Origin of the sequence: Paenibacillus graminis (assembly GCF_000758705.1) — a bacterium.
Taxonomy (GTDB): domain Bacteria; phylum Bacillota; class Bacilli; order Paenibacillales; family Paenibacillaceae; genus Paenibacillus_AQ; species Paenibacillus_AQ graminis.
In genome coordinates, this window is sequence record NZ_CP009287.1 from 5,344,741 (window position 1) to 5,356,798 (window position 12,058).

Sequence of the window (12,058 nt, forward strand, 5' to 3'; positions counted from 1 at the left end):
ATGATGTGCCCATTTATCCGTGAGCACTAACGGTATATTATTGGGCGGTAATTTATAATATGCGGCTACCGCTAATCCGCCATGCCCGGCTTGGGCGTTTCCCGCGCACCTTTACTGCTTCGGGGTATTCTCCTCTGTGCGCTGTCTCAATTAGGTTAGGTCCGGTATTCATTGACGTATCCGGTTCACGTTCTCGATCCATATCTTTAGCCGCTGAGATCACAGTTGCCCAGGAGGTGGAGGGTATGAGCTGCGGTGTGATATGACCCGTCACAGTTTACCGCAACCAGATATGGAGTATTACGGAAGCTCTCGCCTCGGTATCTTTATTATATTTTGGACATATTGCTGATACGCTACGGGATTTGAGCCTTATCAATTTGATTAACAAAAAAATACCGCTCCAGGTATCTACCCTTCGCGGTTGTTGAGTTGTCTTAATCCGATTTCGCCTTCCTTATTTCGGCCTAGTCCGTAATCGATCGTTACATAATCAAGAGTGCCGTTGAACAGTAGCGTGTTCGCCAGTGAGGCGATAACCTTCCGGCGTTTTTCAGCGAACGTGGTTGCCTCAATACCGTAGGCGACTGTCTTGTATCCCTTACGCATGTATTCAACAGCATCTTTGTAACGGTATTTCCTTTCTCCAACGAACAGCAATTGGACAATCATATGCTCATGAGGATCTACCACGTTATTTGCTGCGTGCAGCACAGCGTCTGTGACTCGTTTATACAGCATGTAGTTAAGCTGGCGTGTCTCTTTAGCTATGAGTACGTTAGCCGGTAAGTTGGAGATGTGGTCGCTTGAACTAAGGCGTTTGACTGCTCCTTCTACTCCGGCCATATCAAAGTCATTCAGTCCGTTCTCTGGCTGCTGTTTGAGGACAAATTCGTAACTGTCCACCAAGCCTTTGATGGCTCGATAACTGTTCAGCAACCACAGAGCTTTACGAATATCCTCTTTATCGGCGTTGATGAAAAACTGAACTTGATATACACTCGCTATTTGTATCACATCATCCTTGGAGTTGTAGTCATTCTCCGGTGCCGGTATCAGTTCTATCATGAGCAAAACCTCCTTGCGATTATCTTATATATTTACTGTCAGTATAGAATGGATTTCATACGGAGTTACTACGGATAATTGATCTTTAGTTATACCGTATGCTTCCATGCCACGGCGTAGGAATTCCTCCGGGTCTTTGTCAATCAGTTCATAATCGTCAATATCAAGTGCTCTTTCACCGATAATCATTACATTTTCCTTTCTGAATAGCTGAACATTATTTTGGAATACTAATTTTATCTAGAAAAAGTCACACGCTTATTAGTGAGTAATCTGAATCTCAGGTAGAACACCAAGGAGGAAATTGAATGTCATTACAGATTAAATACTTAAATATGCCCAGAAATCGCCCTCAGCCTGTGCAAACAATTCCAAATAGAGCACTTACAGAAGAAAAAGTTTCATTTGATAAACCAGTAAAAAATTGTTGGGCATGTATAAGTTATATAAACTTATACAATACCTTAAATCCTAAAATTGGAATTAACAATTTTGATTTAGGAGTTGAAGCTGTTAAAGACGAAACTGACCCGAACACTGTTATTGTAAAAAGCGTCTATATTGTCCAGCCTACAGAAAATACTGATGTCCACATGTATACTGGGTATTTCAATATGCTCGTCTTTGCAGACCTGGAAGATTAAATAAGGTTGCTTTGGTTTGTCTTTCTTCTTAGGAGCGGTTTATTCTGTCGGACGATTGCCTTCGGCCAAATAGTTAATTTCGCATCAATAGCGCCATGTCGTACCCAGATTCGATGAACTGCACCGTCAACTTCCGGTTGATATCATTTCCCAGCCGGTCATAGATTTCGTACATTTCATCTTTGGTGAAGCTAGTGCCCAACAACTCATTGAAATTTCTCAGGACCCGCGGTGCCCAGTATTTGTTTAAGCTCTTTGCAATCGGACGAGATACCCAGGCAAACATTTTGCATTTGAAGTCCAATTCCGAACGAACATCGACTAAACGAAAGTAGACATTATTTTTAGGTTCTAAGATGATTTCATTGCTGCGATTTACAAATGACTTCGGAAATACTTGAAGTGCCTGGGCTACGATATTGGTTAGCCCCACATCAACAGATGATTTAATTTCCGAGCTGCTCATATCCTCTTCTCCCCCTTATACCTCTAGTAGTTCTGGATTCTCGAAAATTGAACCTATGACTTCATTCGTTCCAGTTTCGGTGAACAGGTATTCTCCGTTATCTCCTCGCTCTACGCACCATGAACCGTCTACCATTTTCACAACACCAATAATGTTCAAATCGACTGTGCATCCAATTGAGAAATCTTCGTGCTGGACAATATCCCCTTCGTAGATCTCCCGACCGTTCTTGTCCTTTAATCCAGTGTATTGCAAGAACACCGCTGTTCCATTTGTCCACTCTTTGGTTCCCCAGTTCATCAGTTCTTCCAGCGTATGCTCGTATGACATTTTCTTAATTCCCGGTAACCATATTTTGAACTTAATCTCTCTGCCCATCGTGTATCCTCTCCCTTTGGGGTCTATGACCCTTTATAAGTTAAGTACAGCCAAACTACTCGTTATTTTCCTCCTTGGGTGCTGGGGCTGCTGGAATCACTAGTGGTGTCCAGTGCGTGTGATAGTCCGGCCAGTTTGAATCTAGTGGGCTTCCGCAATACGGCGGCTCCTGGATCGGAAACGTCCACCAAAGTACATCTCCGTAATCTTCGTGCCAATCATCAATTGATTGCGCGGTAATCTCTGGTGTGGGTGCTGGTGGTTGTGCTGGGGTATCTGGGTAAAGGGTGGCAAGAACGTCACGAGCTTCGATATAGCAGCGATCTAAGTACTGTGAAATACCGTCCCACTTTGACAGTTCTTTTATCGTTTCCAAAGCCTCTTTCAGCCGTTGTTCCCTCGCTCTAATCTCTCGTTTTTCTCTCATTTGTTTCAAAGATTGTTCCCGGTATACCCTTGCTGTGCTTTTCTTGCTCTCGTATTTTTGGAGCCAGTAAAGCATTGGCTCTGTCCATTCTTCGAACGCTCCCATTTTAATCATGCTCTGTACGCGGTCCATATCATTTTGCCAGTCCCTCGATGGTGTTTGTGTCATTGGGCTTCCTCCCCTACCTCAGATTCGTCACAGAAGCATTCACTTTCTACGCTGCCGCAGCCGACACAAATCTTCTCTATCGTCCATCCAAGGAACTCATATTCTGTCTCCACTGAGTACTCTTTGCCACATGAGTCGCACGTTACTTCATGCGTCCCTTCTTCCCATTCTGCGTAGTTATCTTCTACATCATGATTGCAATAAGGACATGATTGCGTTTTTACTAGCTCTGTCATGCTTATATCCTCCCTTAGTGGGAGAGTAGGGTTACTCCTACTCCCTTAATGATCTGGTTCGGCCCCCGCGTTGCTGGGTTATTTAGTCGAATTGGTGGCCTATCGGCCTGTACCAAGCACTCCAGCAATCGCCTCAAGCGCCCTCTTTTCAGCATGGTTGCGTTCCTCATTCGCCAGATGTTCAAAATTTGGATGGAAATATACCTCCGGCTTATGTCCTTCTCTTTTTTTGTGACCAAGTTCGCCAGCCTTAACAGCTGCATTAAGCACGGTTCGAACATTGGCGTCTAACTTAGTCACCACCGCAAATCGAGCCATCCTTACCTTCAGCACATTCGCTTCGTCGGCTGTTATCTCTCTACGCTGGACTAAATCTATTAAGTGTTCCATATCGTTCTGCGATAGCTTATTCATGTCCGTTCCCCCTGCATCGTGATATATGCCGCCTCTGCCCTCTCTCGGGGTGTGGCGGTGGCTATCCGTACGCCTTCTTTTCGACTAATAATTTTGCCGCCTACCCAGCCCTGAATAATTGCTAATTCCCAAATGTAGCGCTCTCCGTCCACTTTGCATGCTGCTGTCTGTACCTCTAGAGAGGCAGCAGGGTCGTTGCAGTAGTCTGGAGCGTCTGCCCACGCGTACGACTCATCAGCCTGCCATTGTCCATATGAGGGACCTTTTATGATCTGATAGCAATTCGCCGATTTTCTTACGCTGTACCCCATCAACTCCGCAAGCTTACGGTTAAGCTCCTGGTTGCTCCATTCCTTTACTTGTGTCATGGCTGGGCCTCCCCTTCCTCAAGGGATTTTTCAAGGCATACAATCGCATTATGGGAAACGATTTTTATGTCTTGCGTATTCGTCAGCAACGCCAATGTTTCAAAAGATCCCTTCGCATTCTCCAGCGCCTCCCGTTGCCGGGCTATGGTCTGTTGTGCTTCTGCCAGCTCTGAACTGATCCGCTCTATGTCACCGAGATACTTCTGATTAACTGCGAGTGCGGACTGAAGATCCACTTCAAGCTTTTTGATTTTGTTGATTGACTTTATGTCCGGCTTCTCTGCCTCTTCTAGAGCAGCCAGCAGCTCTTTAATGGACTCGCCGCCCAGTGATCCATACATTTCAAATGCTGCTTTCATTTGTTCTTTCCGTTCTGGTGTCACGACTGCACCCCTTCCCAATTCCACAAGCCCTGCTGCCCCTTGGCTGGGACCGGCTCTCGCAGCTGCTTAACATCCGCCAGTTCCCAGGCATAACGTCCATAATCATAAAAACCAAATTGATATTCATTTGATTCTTTCCCCAGCCAAATCTTTGGATATCCATCTTTCATCAAAACTGCGTCACCGGTGTGGTCGATGTGTATCTCGTAGCAATTCACCAATACAGCAGTTGCAACCACATTCCCCTCATGCATCCTATCTATAGCCCTTGAATTAATGCTGTACCTTTCATAAAAGCAATTCATGATTGAGTTTTGAACACTTGTGGGAAGTGTGCGTAACATTGAAAGTGGTTCCTTTTTACTTGCATGGATAGCAATCTGCCCACGATAATTTGTCTTCCATCCTCGCGTTTCAAAATGCTTACCGCCAATTGCAATTAATGAAGCCCAAGGTTCATGTATGGTTATAGCCTTCATGTCCGCTCTCCTTTCAATCTGGATGTGTATTTCGGGTCATACTCTACTTCGACGATGAATTCTGTTCCACAGATCCGGCACTCAACATCATGTTCCCCGGGTTCATGTACTTCTTCGCATGATTCCTCTGAAAAGCATACTGGGCAAATTGTCTTGTCTTCCCTGTAACAATCCCACTCATCAAGCTCCAACTCTTTGGCGCGGGCAAGAGCAGCCTTCTCTTTTTCTAAGCGCTCTTTCTCCTTACACTCATTACATTCAAATCCCTTAGGGTGCCCCCAATGAGGAGTTTGTGCTTCATGACGTTTCTTGCCGCATGTTATACAGCCGTCATGTTCGTCACAATTTACGTAGCTCCAATCTTTTGAACCCAAGCACACCACACATCCACACACCCAATACCAACCATCCTCAAACCGCTCTGCATATAGTCCGCGTTGCGGCGGATCAAGACGAACCTCATTATCTTTGCCCGAATTCCAAACGCTTGAATTACCACAACGGCTTCTGTTTTCCCAATCAAGTGGAATCTCTGGGATTGGGATTTTTATGTCTTTAAGGCTCATACCTTCACCGCCTCTCCCCGAGTTATCACGGTCACATCTGGCCGGAATCCCCATGCCGCTCTATTGTCAAATTCAACAGTTCCAGATGGGCATATTTTTGTTATGATGTGAGGCTTGTTGAGATTAAAGTCAGCATTAGATCCTCCGCTGCCCATGCGTGTAATCATCACGGTATCACCTACATTAGCCCCAAGACGTTCAACATCTCTTGCAATCTCCTGAGCTTCGTAATGCTCCTCGTCTATCTGATGAGTCAGCAGCCGGTAAAATCCACCTTCTGGCGCTTCAGCTTGGTAAAGATCAGGTTTTCCGCCATGGTGATAATAGTCGAAATAGATACGTGCACCTTCAAGTTCTTGCCCGCAGCATGGGTGATTTGGATCAATGATTTTAACCTTCATCGTTTATCTCTCCTTATAGGGGCTTTGCCCCGGTGGTATTTGCAACGTCCTTAGCCCAATAGCGTAAGATTGATAAAGGAGTTGAATATGATGGGTCTTGCTTATTGGGCGTTTATACTTTTGGTGATTATTATTGCTGGTGGATTAATTGGGCTAAAAAAGCGCAAATGATCTATAGGGCTATAACAGCCCCTCATTTTGCTCAATTTTGTAGACTTAGGAAAGGAACTGATCATATGTTCATTTTTATTTTTCTTCTTGGTAGTGCTGTAATTGCTCTTGGTATCTTTGCAATTAGGCATCCAGATTCATGGTGGTTTAAGCGTATAGGTGATGATCGTGAACCCAGTGAAGGGTGGATGGGCTATATAAAATTTGCTGGGAAGATAACAATTGGATTGGGTGTAATGATTATCATATTTGGCACACAATATCTCACTGGTTAATCAAACACAATCAATAAGTAGGCGATATGACAACCACTTATTTGTTTACCTTTTCCGTTTTAGATACCTGATTCATCCCTTTTCTTGTGAGCACTATTGTTCTTGACTGATACCTCTTCCAGCGCAGCATTTTCTTCTCTTCCAGCCGTTCGATAAAGGAATGAGTTGTCGATAATGACTTGTGGCCCATGGCTTCAGCAATCTCGCGTAGAGTCGGCGGGAATTGACATTCAAAAGAGTGACTATCTATAAAGTCGATGATTTCCTGTTGCTTTCGGGATATTGCCTTCATGCTCAATCCTCCCGTTCGGAGTAATTAGTTCATTAATTTTATTCCGTTGTTACACGAACTTTCTTGGTATTTATTCCGGTCTTTCTCACCTGTTTCAACCATTCTGTTTCTCGTTTTTCGGCTATTTGATCAATCATATCTATCAAGTTCACGCGAATGTATTCCCGACAATCATCAGCTATAACTCCACACGTAACAGCCTCACTTGATATAAGCGCTAATAGATGATCTACTTCCTCTAATTTGCGATATATATCTAATTCGTAAGATTCAAAAATAGGTATCAATTCACGTTTGTTTACAAGATCCCTTATATGTGCAGGATCACGAGCCTTTGCCATGTGAAGCCCTCCTAAATCCTAATCATCGAAATGTTCTCCATAGCTGTATACCTTCGGTTCTTCTAGCGGTCTTCCAAATACGTCAGCCATCAGTGTTGTGAACACTGCCATATCCTTATCTTCAAATGATTGAAGCAAACGGACTTCTTTCACCTTAAGGCTTCTGCCAGCTGCGGCAGCTAGGAGATCCACTACTGGTTGTATCTGATTCTCACGCTGTTGCTTTTCTTGTTCCTTTTGTTGCTGAACAGCAAGTTTGTGATTGTATTCATCCCAGTCTTTTTCATCAAACCAGAAGTGATCTCCGTATTTTTCAAGATAAACTGAAATCCAATATTGAAGGAGTTCATCAGTTATTTGGATTTTGTCGTGACAAGGCCAGCAAACCCTAAGTCCGTTCGTTTTTACGCCCCGCCCCTTCCGCCCTTTCGGCCACACATGGTGCGTGGTGTTTGAAGCAGCTGATTTACAACACGGACATATAGTTCCTTGTTCCGCAATAAGTTCATTTACGACTTCCTTCGGGAACTCACAACGGTCCTTTGAGCTTTGTCCTGATTTGTGATGAGCAAGGAGTCCCTTCTTCCACTCTGGAATTTCCTTTTTGGCCTTCGGTTTGTTTGATCGCAAGCTGTTGTAAGTCTTCTTCTCCTTGACTGTTTTTTCGGGTTTCCAGAATGTTTGATGTTCTCCCATGCTCTTTTACACCTCCTATGTATCTATTCTATGGCTATATCATTGCTGTTCCGCTGCGGTGTTACTGCGGTGTTACTGCGGTTTTATGAGATGCGTTCCAAGTAACCAGCCTGTTCGAGCGTTGCATAATGACGTTCACGCTCAGCGGCGGTAAAGTGGATCGGTAGTACAGTGTGAGCAGCATAAAAGGCAATTGCTTCTCTGATTTCCTGTGGTTGATCGTCAAGTTCAGCAAGATCAAGTCTCTTTTTAGTCATACATTCGCTCCTCTGCACCTAAGGAAAACTTTCCTTTGGAATATTTATTCGTTATCGCATTTCGTATATTTATCTGTAACTCAATAATATACGATATCGAATATAGAGTCAATGCGTCTTGCTAAAAAATATTCGCTATCGTATAATCGATGCAAGAGGTGATATCATGAGCAATGTTAAGCCCAATCTAATGCCTTTATTAAAAGAACTAGGTCTTACCCAAATGCAGTTATCTGAGAAGTCCGGCGTACCTCAAGGATCAATCAGCAGATTTGATAAAAATACTCGGCATGAGGCGAATCACTTATTCGCTATCTCTGAAGCATTAGGAGTACCGATTGAAAAGTTGTTTATAAGGGAGCAAGAGGAATAAATCCTCTATGCTCCTTCTTTATTGTGTTTTGATTTCTTGGTGATTTTTTTCGGTGGTGTGTTCGGCTTAGCGTTGTGGTCCCAAAACGTATCTTGTGGCATGTCCCGGTACTTCTGTAGTTCTTCATTGGATAGATAATAGCGAGTGTAAGTTCCACTTGGTCCAGATATTATTTCTTCTTCTCCTTCTTTCATGACTACACTCCTCAGTGAAGTATTTGCTTTTCCTCATTAACTTCAGGTTGTACCCAAACCGGATTCCAACTCATTTCAAAACCTACGCCCTGCTCTGACATGACCATAGCCATCAAAATTACGTTTGCCATGCCCTCAGCTGCATCAGGTGGAACCGCGTTTCCTACATACTCTCTGGCCTTTGCATCGCTGCATCCGTCAATCTGGAAAGGCCTGCCGTCAGGAAGGTATCTCGGGAATCCTTGTAGACCAACTGCCAGCTCGTAAGTTGTGAAAGGACGGTGCCAAGTCCCATCCACCGAGATAATCATCATCACACAACGCTCGTTATATTCCGGTATTCTCGGATCTGCAATAGCTGCATTTCTAGAATGAACATCCCCAGAACCTGTTACTGTCGTGGCGGTTTCATCCCACTTTTGAACACCGTATGAACCTGATCTTGGCTTACATCCTAACCTTGGGTCGTTGATTGATGCTGCTCCGCATTGAACATCTGTCTGCCCAAGCACAGTATTTGCAGCTTCATTCCAATCTTCCACCCGGTATGTCCCGGGGTAACGTTGACTCCTGGTATTTAGCCTTGGGTCAGCTACTGACTGCGCTCCGCTGCCCAATGTATCTTCTCCAGTGACAGTATGCCCCTGCTCATCCCATGGACGAACTGTGTATCCATTGCTTCTTCTGGCACCATCACGTCCGTTCACTCGCGGATCAGCAACGGATGATGCAGAATTCATAATCCGGGCTGCGCCCCTGACCGTCTTAGAGGTCTTTCCCCAATCCTGCACTCCGTACCCATCCACTCTGTTGTAGTCGCCATCGTAGTGATCTCCTGGAGTGCGAGGATCTGCGATAGCCAGTGCCCCGCTTCCGAATCTCGTTCCCGTTACACAAGGGGCTGGTTCATCGCACCGGACAATTCGATAAACCCCCGGATGCCTTCCTTCTCGATCGCTGAGTCTTGGGTCTCCAACAGATAAGGCCCCATTGTTAGGACGTGCTGCTCCGGTCACTGTCGGGCTCACATCATCATATTTTGAGACTCTATATATGGTCGGATGTGTACCTTCTTTAAAGCCCGTTCTAGGATCGTTTACTGCCGATAAACCGTTACTCCTGCCAACACCAGCACCGCCCGTTACCGTTCTCCCTGGCTTATCCCATTCATCAATTGCCCACGCCCCGGCTCGCGGTTCATGTTCGAGTCTGTACTTTTCAAACTCAACACCTTCAAGGTCTCGCCAGTCACCTCCAGCTGGAATAAAGGCAAGTCGTTCCCAAGTCTTCCGTTGAAGCATTGGGAGACGGTGCATAGGTCCACCGTTCACTTCATCCCCAGGCATTGGAAGGTTGCCTATAACTTCACCAATCGTTTTCAATGTCTTAATTTCAGGTTTATATACAAAGGCCGGCATACGCTTTTCATTTCTGGCTATGAGCAAATATCGTTTGCGATGTTGCCCCAAGCCTCCGATCTCCCCGCAGTCGTGAGTTTCATCGTTAACCGCATAGCCATATTTGATGAGTGTATCTTTGATCTTTTTGAGGATGTGTTTACCTCTTGTCATAATGCGCGGTACATTTTCCAACAAGAATAACGCAGGAAGTTCGCCGCCGTAGTCCCGACATGCTGTTAAGGAAAGATCGATTCCTCGAATGGTTAAGAGGTTCAGCGCCTGATACTTCTTACTGCTTGCCGACTTCTCCGGGAGCAAGCCGCTGAATCCCTTGCAAGGCGGCGAGGTGAAAATGACGTCTGGAACCTCTTCACCGAAAGCTTTCCATAGATCCCACGCATCTGCTTCGTGCCAATTTGTCGGAGGCTCAGCAACACCGTGGAAATCACGGTACTGCTGATGATCGAATAAATCCATTCGTACAGCCTTTCCACCTGTAATCTGTTCGTAGTTTCGGCAGACAACTGGATCAGAGTCGATACTGCATAGGCTGCGGAACCGTGCTGTTTTATTCATGTACTCAGCTCTGGCACCCTTAAAGCCCAGTGCACCGCCACCCAATCCCCCGAAAAGAAAAGCAACTGAGTATTGAGTTCTCATTTAATCACCTCGCTTTCGGGGTACATGAGGATATCGTCCGTAATTTCAAAACTCTGTTGATTGGGATCGGTATCAGCAGCCTTTAACTGTTCCATCTTCCAAATGATCCGAGACAATTCGCTTTTGTCGTGTTCATCCAGGTATCTATCGATATCAGCGCTAAATAAAGTGATAACTTTGCTCATCTTCATCGACCTTCCATTCTTCATTATTTCTATCAATTAAGTGAGAATTAATCCTGCATCTTTCCATGGGTTTCACTTTGTTTTCGGTTTAAGCCTCAGTCCGATATGGCTGCACGACGTATTTGCTTCCTTCGTTGTCGTCACCTCGAAAAATAACAGAAGTCATTTTTCCGGTATATTCAATCGATAATACGTCTGAATCAATAGCTTTAAGGAGATCGATAACATACTTAGCGTTCAACGAGATACTGAATGGTTCTCCTTCTAGGGAAAGTGAGTAGACATTACGTTTTCCCTTCCCCATTCCCTTCCCGTTACCTCGAATGGTTAACTCCTTGGCATCTGCAGTCAATCGGACTTGATTCATTTTTTCTTCTTTTGCCAAGATGAAAATAAGGTCCAGCGACTTTGCAAACTCCTTTTTATTTACTTTAATAGTTGATAGACCCACCACTTGCGACAACATTTTTTCAACATCTGGGTAGCGCCCCTCGAGAACACGGGAATAAAAGGTAAACCGTTCTGTTTTGACAAAAACTACGTACACTTCTCCGGATCTTAGTTTAGAAAAACCGAAATGAAGTTCATCTTTATCAAAAATGATCTTTTCCAATTCAACAAGCCCGCGCGCCTCTACAATTGCACTTCCAGACTCCTTCACTTCCATAAAGCGCTGGATTGTGGCTACTCTTCTTCGATCAGTTGCCAAAAATTTAATCAAATTGTCCTGTAGCGTAATATTCACGCCGGTTATCTCAGGTACATTTATTTCAGTAGCTACAGAAAATGCCGTTTTCTTGATAAGTTCCTTTAATTCTTTTCCAGACATTTCGGTAGTATCACCCCAGTTGATATCTGGTGGTTTGGGGAATTCTTCAGGATCAAAGCCGGAAATCTCAATCTCTTCATTTTTATTGAGAATCGTTATTCCGAAATCCTTATCAACATCTATTTCGATTTCTCCGCTCATTTTGCTAATGAGTTCAAGGGCAATTTTGGGCAAAACCACCGATCCGGCACGAATAATTTCCACTTGTTCATCCATGATGTAGGATTGGATCGTGGCTCTTTCACTAGCTCCAGTGACGTTTACCCCTTCATCAGTTGTCTGGATTAGAATGCCGGACAATATCTCCATGACCGGCTTGCTCGATACTGCCTTGTCAGCATCTGCTAGAGCCTCGGATAGTAAGGAACTGTCTACAACTATCTTCAT

General features: G+C 44.6%; 23 protein-coding genes. 3 read left to right on the top strand and 20 right to left on the bottom strand.

Annotated features, from left to right (window positions below; genetic code table 11):
• Positions 1 to 411: 411 nt before the first annotated feature.
• Together PGRAT_RS23015 and PGRAT_RS33445 are read right to left on the bottom strand one after the other, a co-directional pair.
• Positions 412 to 1,068, bottom strand: a complete 657-nt coding sequence (locus PGRAT_RS23015; protein WP_025706345.1) for a hypothetical protein — start codon at positions 1,066 to 1,068, stop codon at positions 412 to 414.
• Between the two features lie 24 nt (positions 1,069 to 1,092).
• Complete coding sequence (locus PGRAT_RS33445) at positions 1,093 to 1,257, bottom strand: hypothetical protein (protein WP_155990427.1); 165 nt, start codon at positions 1,255 to 1,257, stop codon at positions 1,093 to 1,095.
• 119 nt (positions 1,258 to 1,376) lie between these two features.
• Between PGRAT_RS33445 and PGRAT_RS23020 the strand changes: the two genes are divergently transcribed.
• Complete coding sequence (locus PGRAT_RS23020; RefSeq protein WP_025706346.1) at positions 1,377 to 1,712, top strand: hypothetical protein; 336 nt, start codon at positions 1,377 to 1,379, stop codon at positions 1,710 to 1,712.
• Between the two features lie 73 nt (positions 1,713 to 1,785).
• Here PGRAT_RS23020 and PGRAT_RS23025 read toward each other — a convergent pair whose 3' ends face one another.
• The 10 genes from PGRAT_RS23025 to PGRAT_RS23070 form a co-directional block, all read right to left on the bottom strand.
• Positions 1,786 to 2,178: a hypothetical protein gene (locus tag PGRAT_RS23025; protein WP_025706347.1), complete on the bottom strand. Its 393-nt coding sequence runs from the start codon at positions 2,176 to 2,178 to the stop codon at positions 1,786 to 1,788.
• A 15-nt stretch (positions 2,179 to 2,193) separates the two neighbouring features.
• Positions 2,194 to 2,556, bottom strand: a complete 363-nt coding sequence (locus PGRAT_RS23030) for a YopX family protein (protein WP_025706348.1) — start codon at positions 2,554 to 2,556, stop codon at positions 2,194 to 2,196.
• A gap of 55 nt (positions 2,557 to 2,611) precedes the next feature.
• Positions 2,612 to 3,151: a hypothetical protein gene (locus PGRAT_RS23035; RefSeq protein WP_025706349.1), complete on the bottom strand. Its 540-nt coding sequence runs from the start codon at positions 3,149 to 3,151 to the stop codon at positions 2,612 to 2,614.
• Complete coding sequence (locus tag PGRAT_RS23040; protein ID WP_025706350.1) at positions 3,148 to 3,387, bottom strand: hypothetical protein; 240 nt, start codon at positions 3,385 to 3,387, stop codon at positions 3,148 to 3,150. The genes PGRAT_RS23035 and PGRAT_RS23040 overlap by 4 nt, the downstream gene beginning before the upstream one ends.
• 99 nt (positions 3,388 to 3,486) lie before the next feature.
• On the bottom strand, positions 3,487 to 3,801 hold the full coding sequence (locus tag PGRAT_RS23045) for a hypothetical protein (RefSeq protein WP_025708724.1): 315 nt from the start codon (positions 3,799 to 3,801) through the stop codon (positions 3,487 to 3,489).
• Entirely contained in the window at positions 3,798 to 4,169 is a 372-nt protein-coding gene (locus PGRAT_RS23050) for a hypothetical protein (RefSeq protein ID WP_042266981.1), read from the bottom strand. The genes PGRAT_RS23045 and PGRAT_RS23050 overlap by 4 nt, the downstream gene beginning before the upstream one ends.
• Positions 4,166 to 4,552 (bottom strand): hypothetical protein, encoded by a 387-nt coding sequence (locus tag PGRAT_RS23055; protein ID WP_025704850.1) that lies wholly within the window; start codon positions 4,550 to 4,552, stop codon positions 4,166 to 4,168. The genes PGRAT_RS23050 and PGRAT_RS23055 overlap by 4 nt, the downstream gene beginning before the upstream one ends.
• Entirely contained in the window at positions 4,549 to 5,031 is a 483-nt protein-coding gene (locus tag PGRAT_RS23060) for an ASCH domain-containing protein (RefSeq protein ID WP_025704849.1), read from the bottom strand. The genes PGRAT_RS23055 and PGRAT_RS23060 overlap by 4 nt, the downstream gene beginning before the upstream one ends.
• Positions 5,028 to 5,597, bottom strand: coding sequence for a hypothetical protein (locus PGRAT_RS23065; RefSeq protein WP_025704848.1), 570 nt, complete (start codon positions 5,595 to 5,597; stop codon positions 5,028 to 5,030). Before PGRAT_RS23065 ends, PGRAT_RS23060 begins: the two co-directional genes overlap by 4 nt.
• Positions 5,594 to 5,998 (bottom strand): hypothetical protein, encoded by a 405-nt coding sequence (locus tag PGRAT_RS23070; RefSeq protein ID WP_025704847.1) that lies wholly within the window; start codon positions 5,996 to 5,998, stop codon positions 5,594 to 5,596. Before PGRAT_RS23070 ends, PGRAT_RS23065 begins: the two co-directional genes overlap by 4 nt.
• A gap of 104 nt (positions 5,999 to 6,102) precedes the next feature.
• Here PGRAT_RS23070 and PGRAT_RS34470 point away from each other — a divergent pair, with 104 nt between their 5' ends.
• Positions 6,103 to 6,444, top strand: a complete 342-nt coding sequence (locus tag PGRAT_RS34470) for a DUF6199 family natural product biosynthesis protein (protein WP_238326774.1) — start codon at positions 6,103 to 6,105, stop codon at positions 6,442 to 6,444.
• Positions 6,445 to 6,481: 37 nt separating this feature from the next.
• On the opposite strand, the gene PGRAT_RS23080 is transcribed toward PGRAT_RS34470, so the two are convergent.
• From PGRAT_RS23080 to PGRAT_RS33450, 4 genes are all read right to left on the bottom strand, one after another.
• Complete coding sequence (locus PGRAT_RS23080) at positions 6,482 to 6,736, bottom strand: LexA family protein (protein WP_025704845.1); 255 nt, start codon at positions 6,734 to 6,736, stop codon at positions 6,482 to 6,484.
• A 38-nt stretch (positions 6,737 to 6,774) separates the two neighbouring features.
• A complete protein-coding gene (locus PGRAT_RS23085; RefSeq protein ID WP_025704844.1) occupies positions 6,775 to 7,077 on the bottom strand; it encodes a hypothetical protein in 303 nt (100 codons plus the stop codon).
• Between the two features lie 18 nt (positions 7,078 to 7,095).
• Positions 7,096 to 7,773 (bottom strand): HNH endonuclease, encoded by a 678-nt coding sequence (locus PGRAT_RS23090; protein WP_025704843.1) that lies wholly within the window; start codon positions 7,771 to 7,773, stop codon positions 7,096 to 7,098.
• An 83-nt stretch (positions 7,774 to 7,856) separates the two neighbouring features.
• A complete protein-coding gene (locus PGRAT_RS33450; protein ID WP_155990363.1) occupies positions 7,857 to 8,030 on the bottom strand; it encodes a hypothetical protein in 174 nt (57 codons plus the stop codon).
• Between the two features lie 166 nt (positions 8,031 to 8,196).
• On the opposite strand from PGRAT_RS33450, the gene PGRAT_RS23095 reads away from it, so the two are divergent.
• Positions 8,197 to 8,403: a helix-turn-helix domain-containing protein gene (locus PGRAT_RS23095; protein ID WP_025704842.1), complete on the top strand. Its 207-nt coding sequence runs from the start codon at positions 8,197 to 8,199 to the stop codon at positions 8,401 to 8,403.
• Between the two features lie 5 nt (positions 8,404 to 8,408).
• Here the strand turns inward: PGRAT_RS23095 and PGRAT_RS23100 are convergent, their stop codons facing one another.
• The 4 genes from PGRAT_RS23100 to dnaN all read right to left on the bottom strand — a co-directional run bounded on the left by PGRAT_RS23100 (position 8,409) and on the right by dnaN (position 12,058).
• A complete protein-coding gene (locus PGRAT_RS23100) occupies positions 8,409 to 8,597 on the bottom strand; it encodes a hypothetical protein (RefSeq protein ID WP_025704841.1) in 189 nt (62 codons plus the stop codon).
• 11 nt (positions 8,598 to 8,608) lie between these two features.
• Complete coding sequence (locus tag PGRAT_RS23105; RefSeq protein ID WP_025704840.1) at positions 8,609 to 10,657, bottom strand: DNA cytosine methyltransferase; 2,049 nt, start codon at positions 10,655 to 10,657, stop codon at positions 8,609 to 8,611.
• Positions 10,654 to 10,842 carry a hypothetical protein gene (locus tag PGRAT_RS23110; RefSeq protein ID WP_036704197.1) on the bottom strand — a complete coding sequence of 63 codons (189 nt, stop codon included), beginning with the start codon at positions 10,840 to 10,842 and terminating at the stop codon, positions 10,654 to 10,656. The genes PGRAT_RS23105 and PGRAT_RS23110 overlap by 4 nt, the downstream gene beginning before the upstream one ends.
• A gap of 88 nt (positions 10,843 to 10,930) precedes the next feature.
• Positions 10,931 to 12,058: a DNA polymerase III subunit beta gene (gene dnaN, locus PGRAT_RS23115; RefSeq protein WP_025704838.1), complete on the bottom strand. Its 1,128-nt coding sequence runs from the start codon at positions 12,056 to 12,058 to the stop codon at positions 10,931 to 10,933.

Excerpts from the sequence above, each read along its gene's own strand:
- PGRAT_RS23015 (WP_025706345.1), bottom strand. The coding sequence starts at position 1,068 with ATGATAGAACTGATACCGGCACCGGAGAATGACTACAACTCCAAGGAT.
- PGRAT_RS33445 (WP_155990427.1), bottom strand. The coding sequence starts at position 1,257 with ATGATTATCGGTGAAAGAGCACTTGATATTGACGATTATGAACTGATT.
- PGRAT_RS23020 (WP_025706346.1), top strand. The coding sequence starts at position 1,377 with ATGTCATTACAGATTAAATACTTAAATATGCCCAGAAATCGCCCTCAG.
- PGRAT_RS23025 (WP_025706347.1), bottom strand. The coding sequence starts at position 2,178 with ATGAGCAGCTCGGAAATTAAATCATCTGTTGATGTGGGGCTAACCAAT.
- PGRAT_RS23030 (WP_025706348.1), bottom strand. The coding sequence starts at position 2,556 with ATGGGCAGAGAGATTAAGTTCAAAATATGGTTACCGGGAATTAAGAAA.
- PGRAT_RS23035 (WP_025706349.1), bottom strand. The coding sequence starts at position 3,151 with ATGACACAAACACCATCGAGGGACTGGCAAAATGATATGGACCGCGTA.
- PGRAT_RS23040 (WP_025706350.1), bottom strand. The coding sequence starts at position 3,387 with ATGACAGAGCTAGTAAAAACGCAATCATGTCCTTATTGCAATCATGAT.
- PGRAT_RS23045 (WP_025708724.1), bottom strand. The coding sequence starts at position 3,801 with ATGAATAAGCTATCGCAGAACGATATGGAACACTTAATAGATTTAGTC.
- PGRAT_RS23050 (WP_042266981.1), bottom strand. The coding sequence starts at position 4,169 with ATGACACAAGTAAAGGAATGGAGCAACCAGGAGCTTAACCGTAAGCTT.
- PGRAT_RS23060 (WP_025704849.1), bottom strand. The coding sequence starts at position 5,031 with ATGAAGGCTATAACCATACATGAACCTTGGGCTTCATTAATTGCAATT.
- PGRAT_RS23065 (WP_025704848.1), bottom strand. The coding sequence starts at position 5,597 with ATGAGCCTTAAAGACATAAAAATCCCAATCCCAGAGATTCCACTTGAT.
- PGRAT_RS23070 (WP_025704847.1), bottom strand. The coding sequence starts at position 5,998 with ATGAAGGTTAAAATCATTGATCCAAATCACCCATGCTGCGGGCAAGAA.
- PGRAT_RS23080 (WP_025704845.1), bottom strand. The coding sequence starts at position 6,736 with ATGAAGGCAATATCCCGAAAGCAACAGGAAATCATCGACTTTATAGAT.
- PGRAT_RS23085 (WP_025704844.1), bottom strand. The coding sequence starts at position 7,077 with ATGGCAAAGGCTCGTGATCCTGCACATATAAGGGATCTTGTAAACAAA.
- PGRAT_RS23090 (WP_025704843.1), bottom strand. The coding sequence starts at position 7,773 with ATGGGAGAACATCAAACATTCTGGAAACCCGAAAAAACAGTCAAGGAG.
- PGRAT_RS33450 (WP_155990363.1), bottom strand. The coding sequence starts at position 8,030 with ATGACTAAAAAGAGACTTGATCTTGCTGAACTTGACGATCAACCACAG.
- PGRAT_RS23095 (WP_025704842.1), top strand. The coding sequence starts at position 8,197 with ATGAGCAATGTTAAGCCCAATCTAATGCCTTTATTAAAAGAACTAGGT.
- PGRAT_RS23100 (WP_025704841.1), bottom strand. The coding sequence starts at position 8,597 with ATGAAAGAAGGAGAAGAAGAAATAATATCTGGACCAAGTGGAACTTAC.
- PGRAT_RS23105 (WP_025704840.1), bottom strand. The coding sequence starts at position 10,657 with ATGAGAACTCAATACTCAGTTGCTTTTCTTTTCGGGGGATTGGGTGGC.
- PGRAT_RS23110 (WP_036704197.1), bottom strand. The coding sequence starts at position 10,842 with ATGAGCAAAGTTATCACTTTATTTAGCGCTGATATCGATAGATACCTG.
- dnaN (WP_025704838.1), bottom strand. The coding sequence starts at position 12,058 with ATGAAGATAGTTGTAGACAGTTCCTTACTATCCGAGGCTCTAGCAGAT.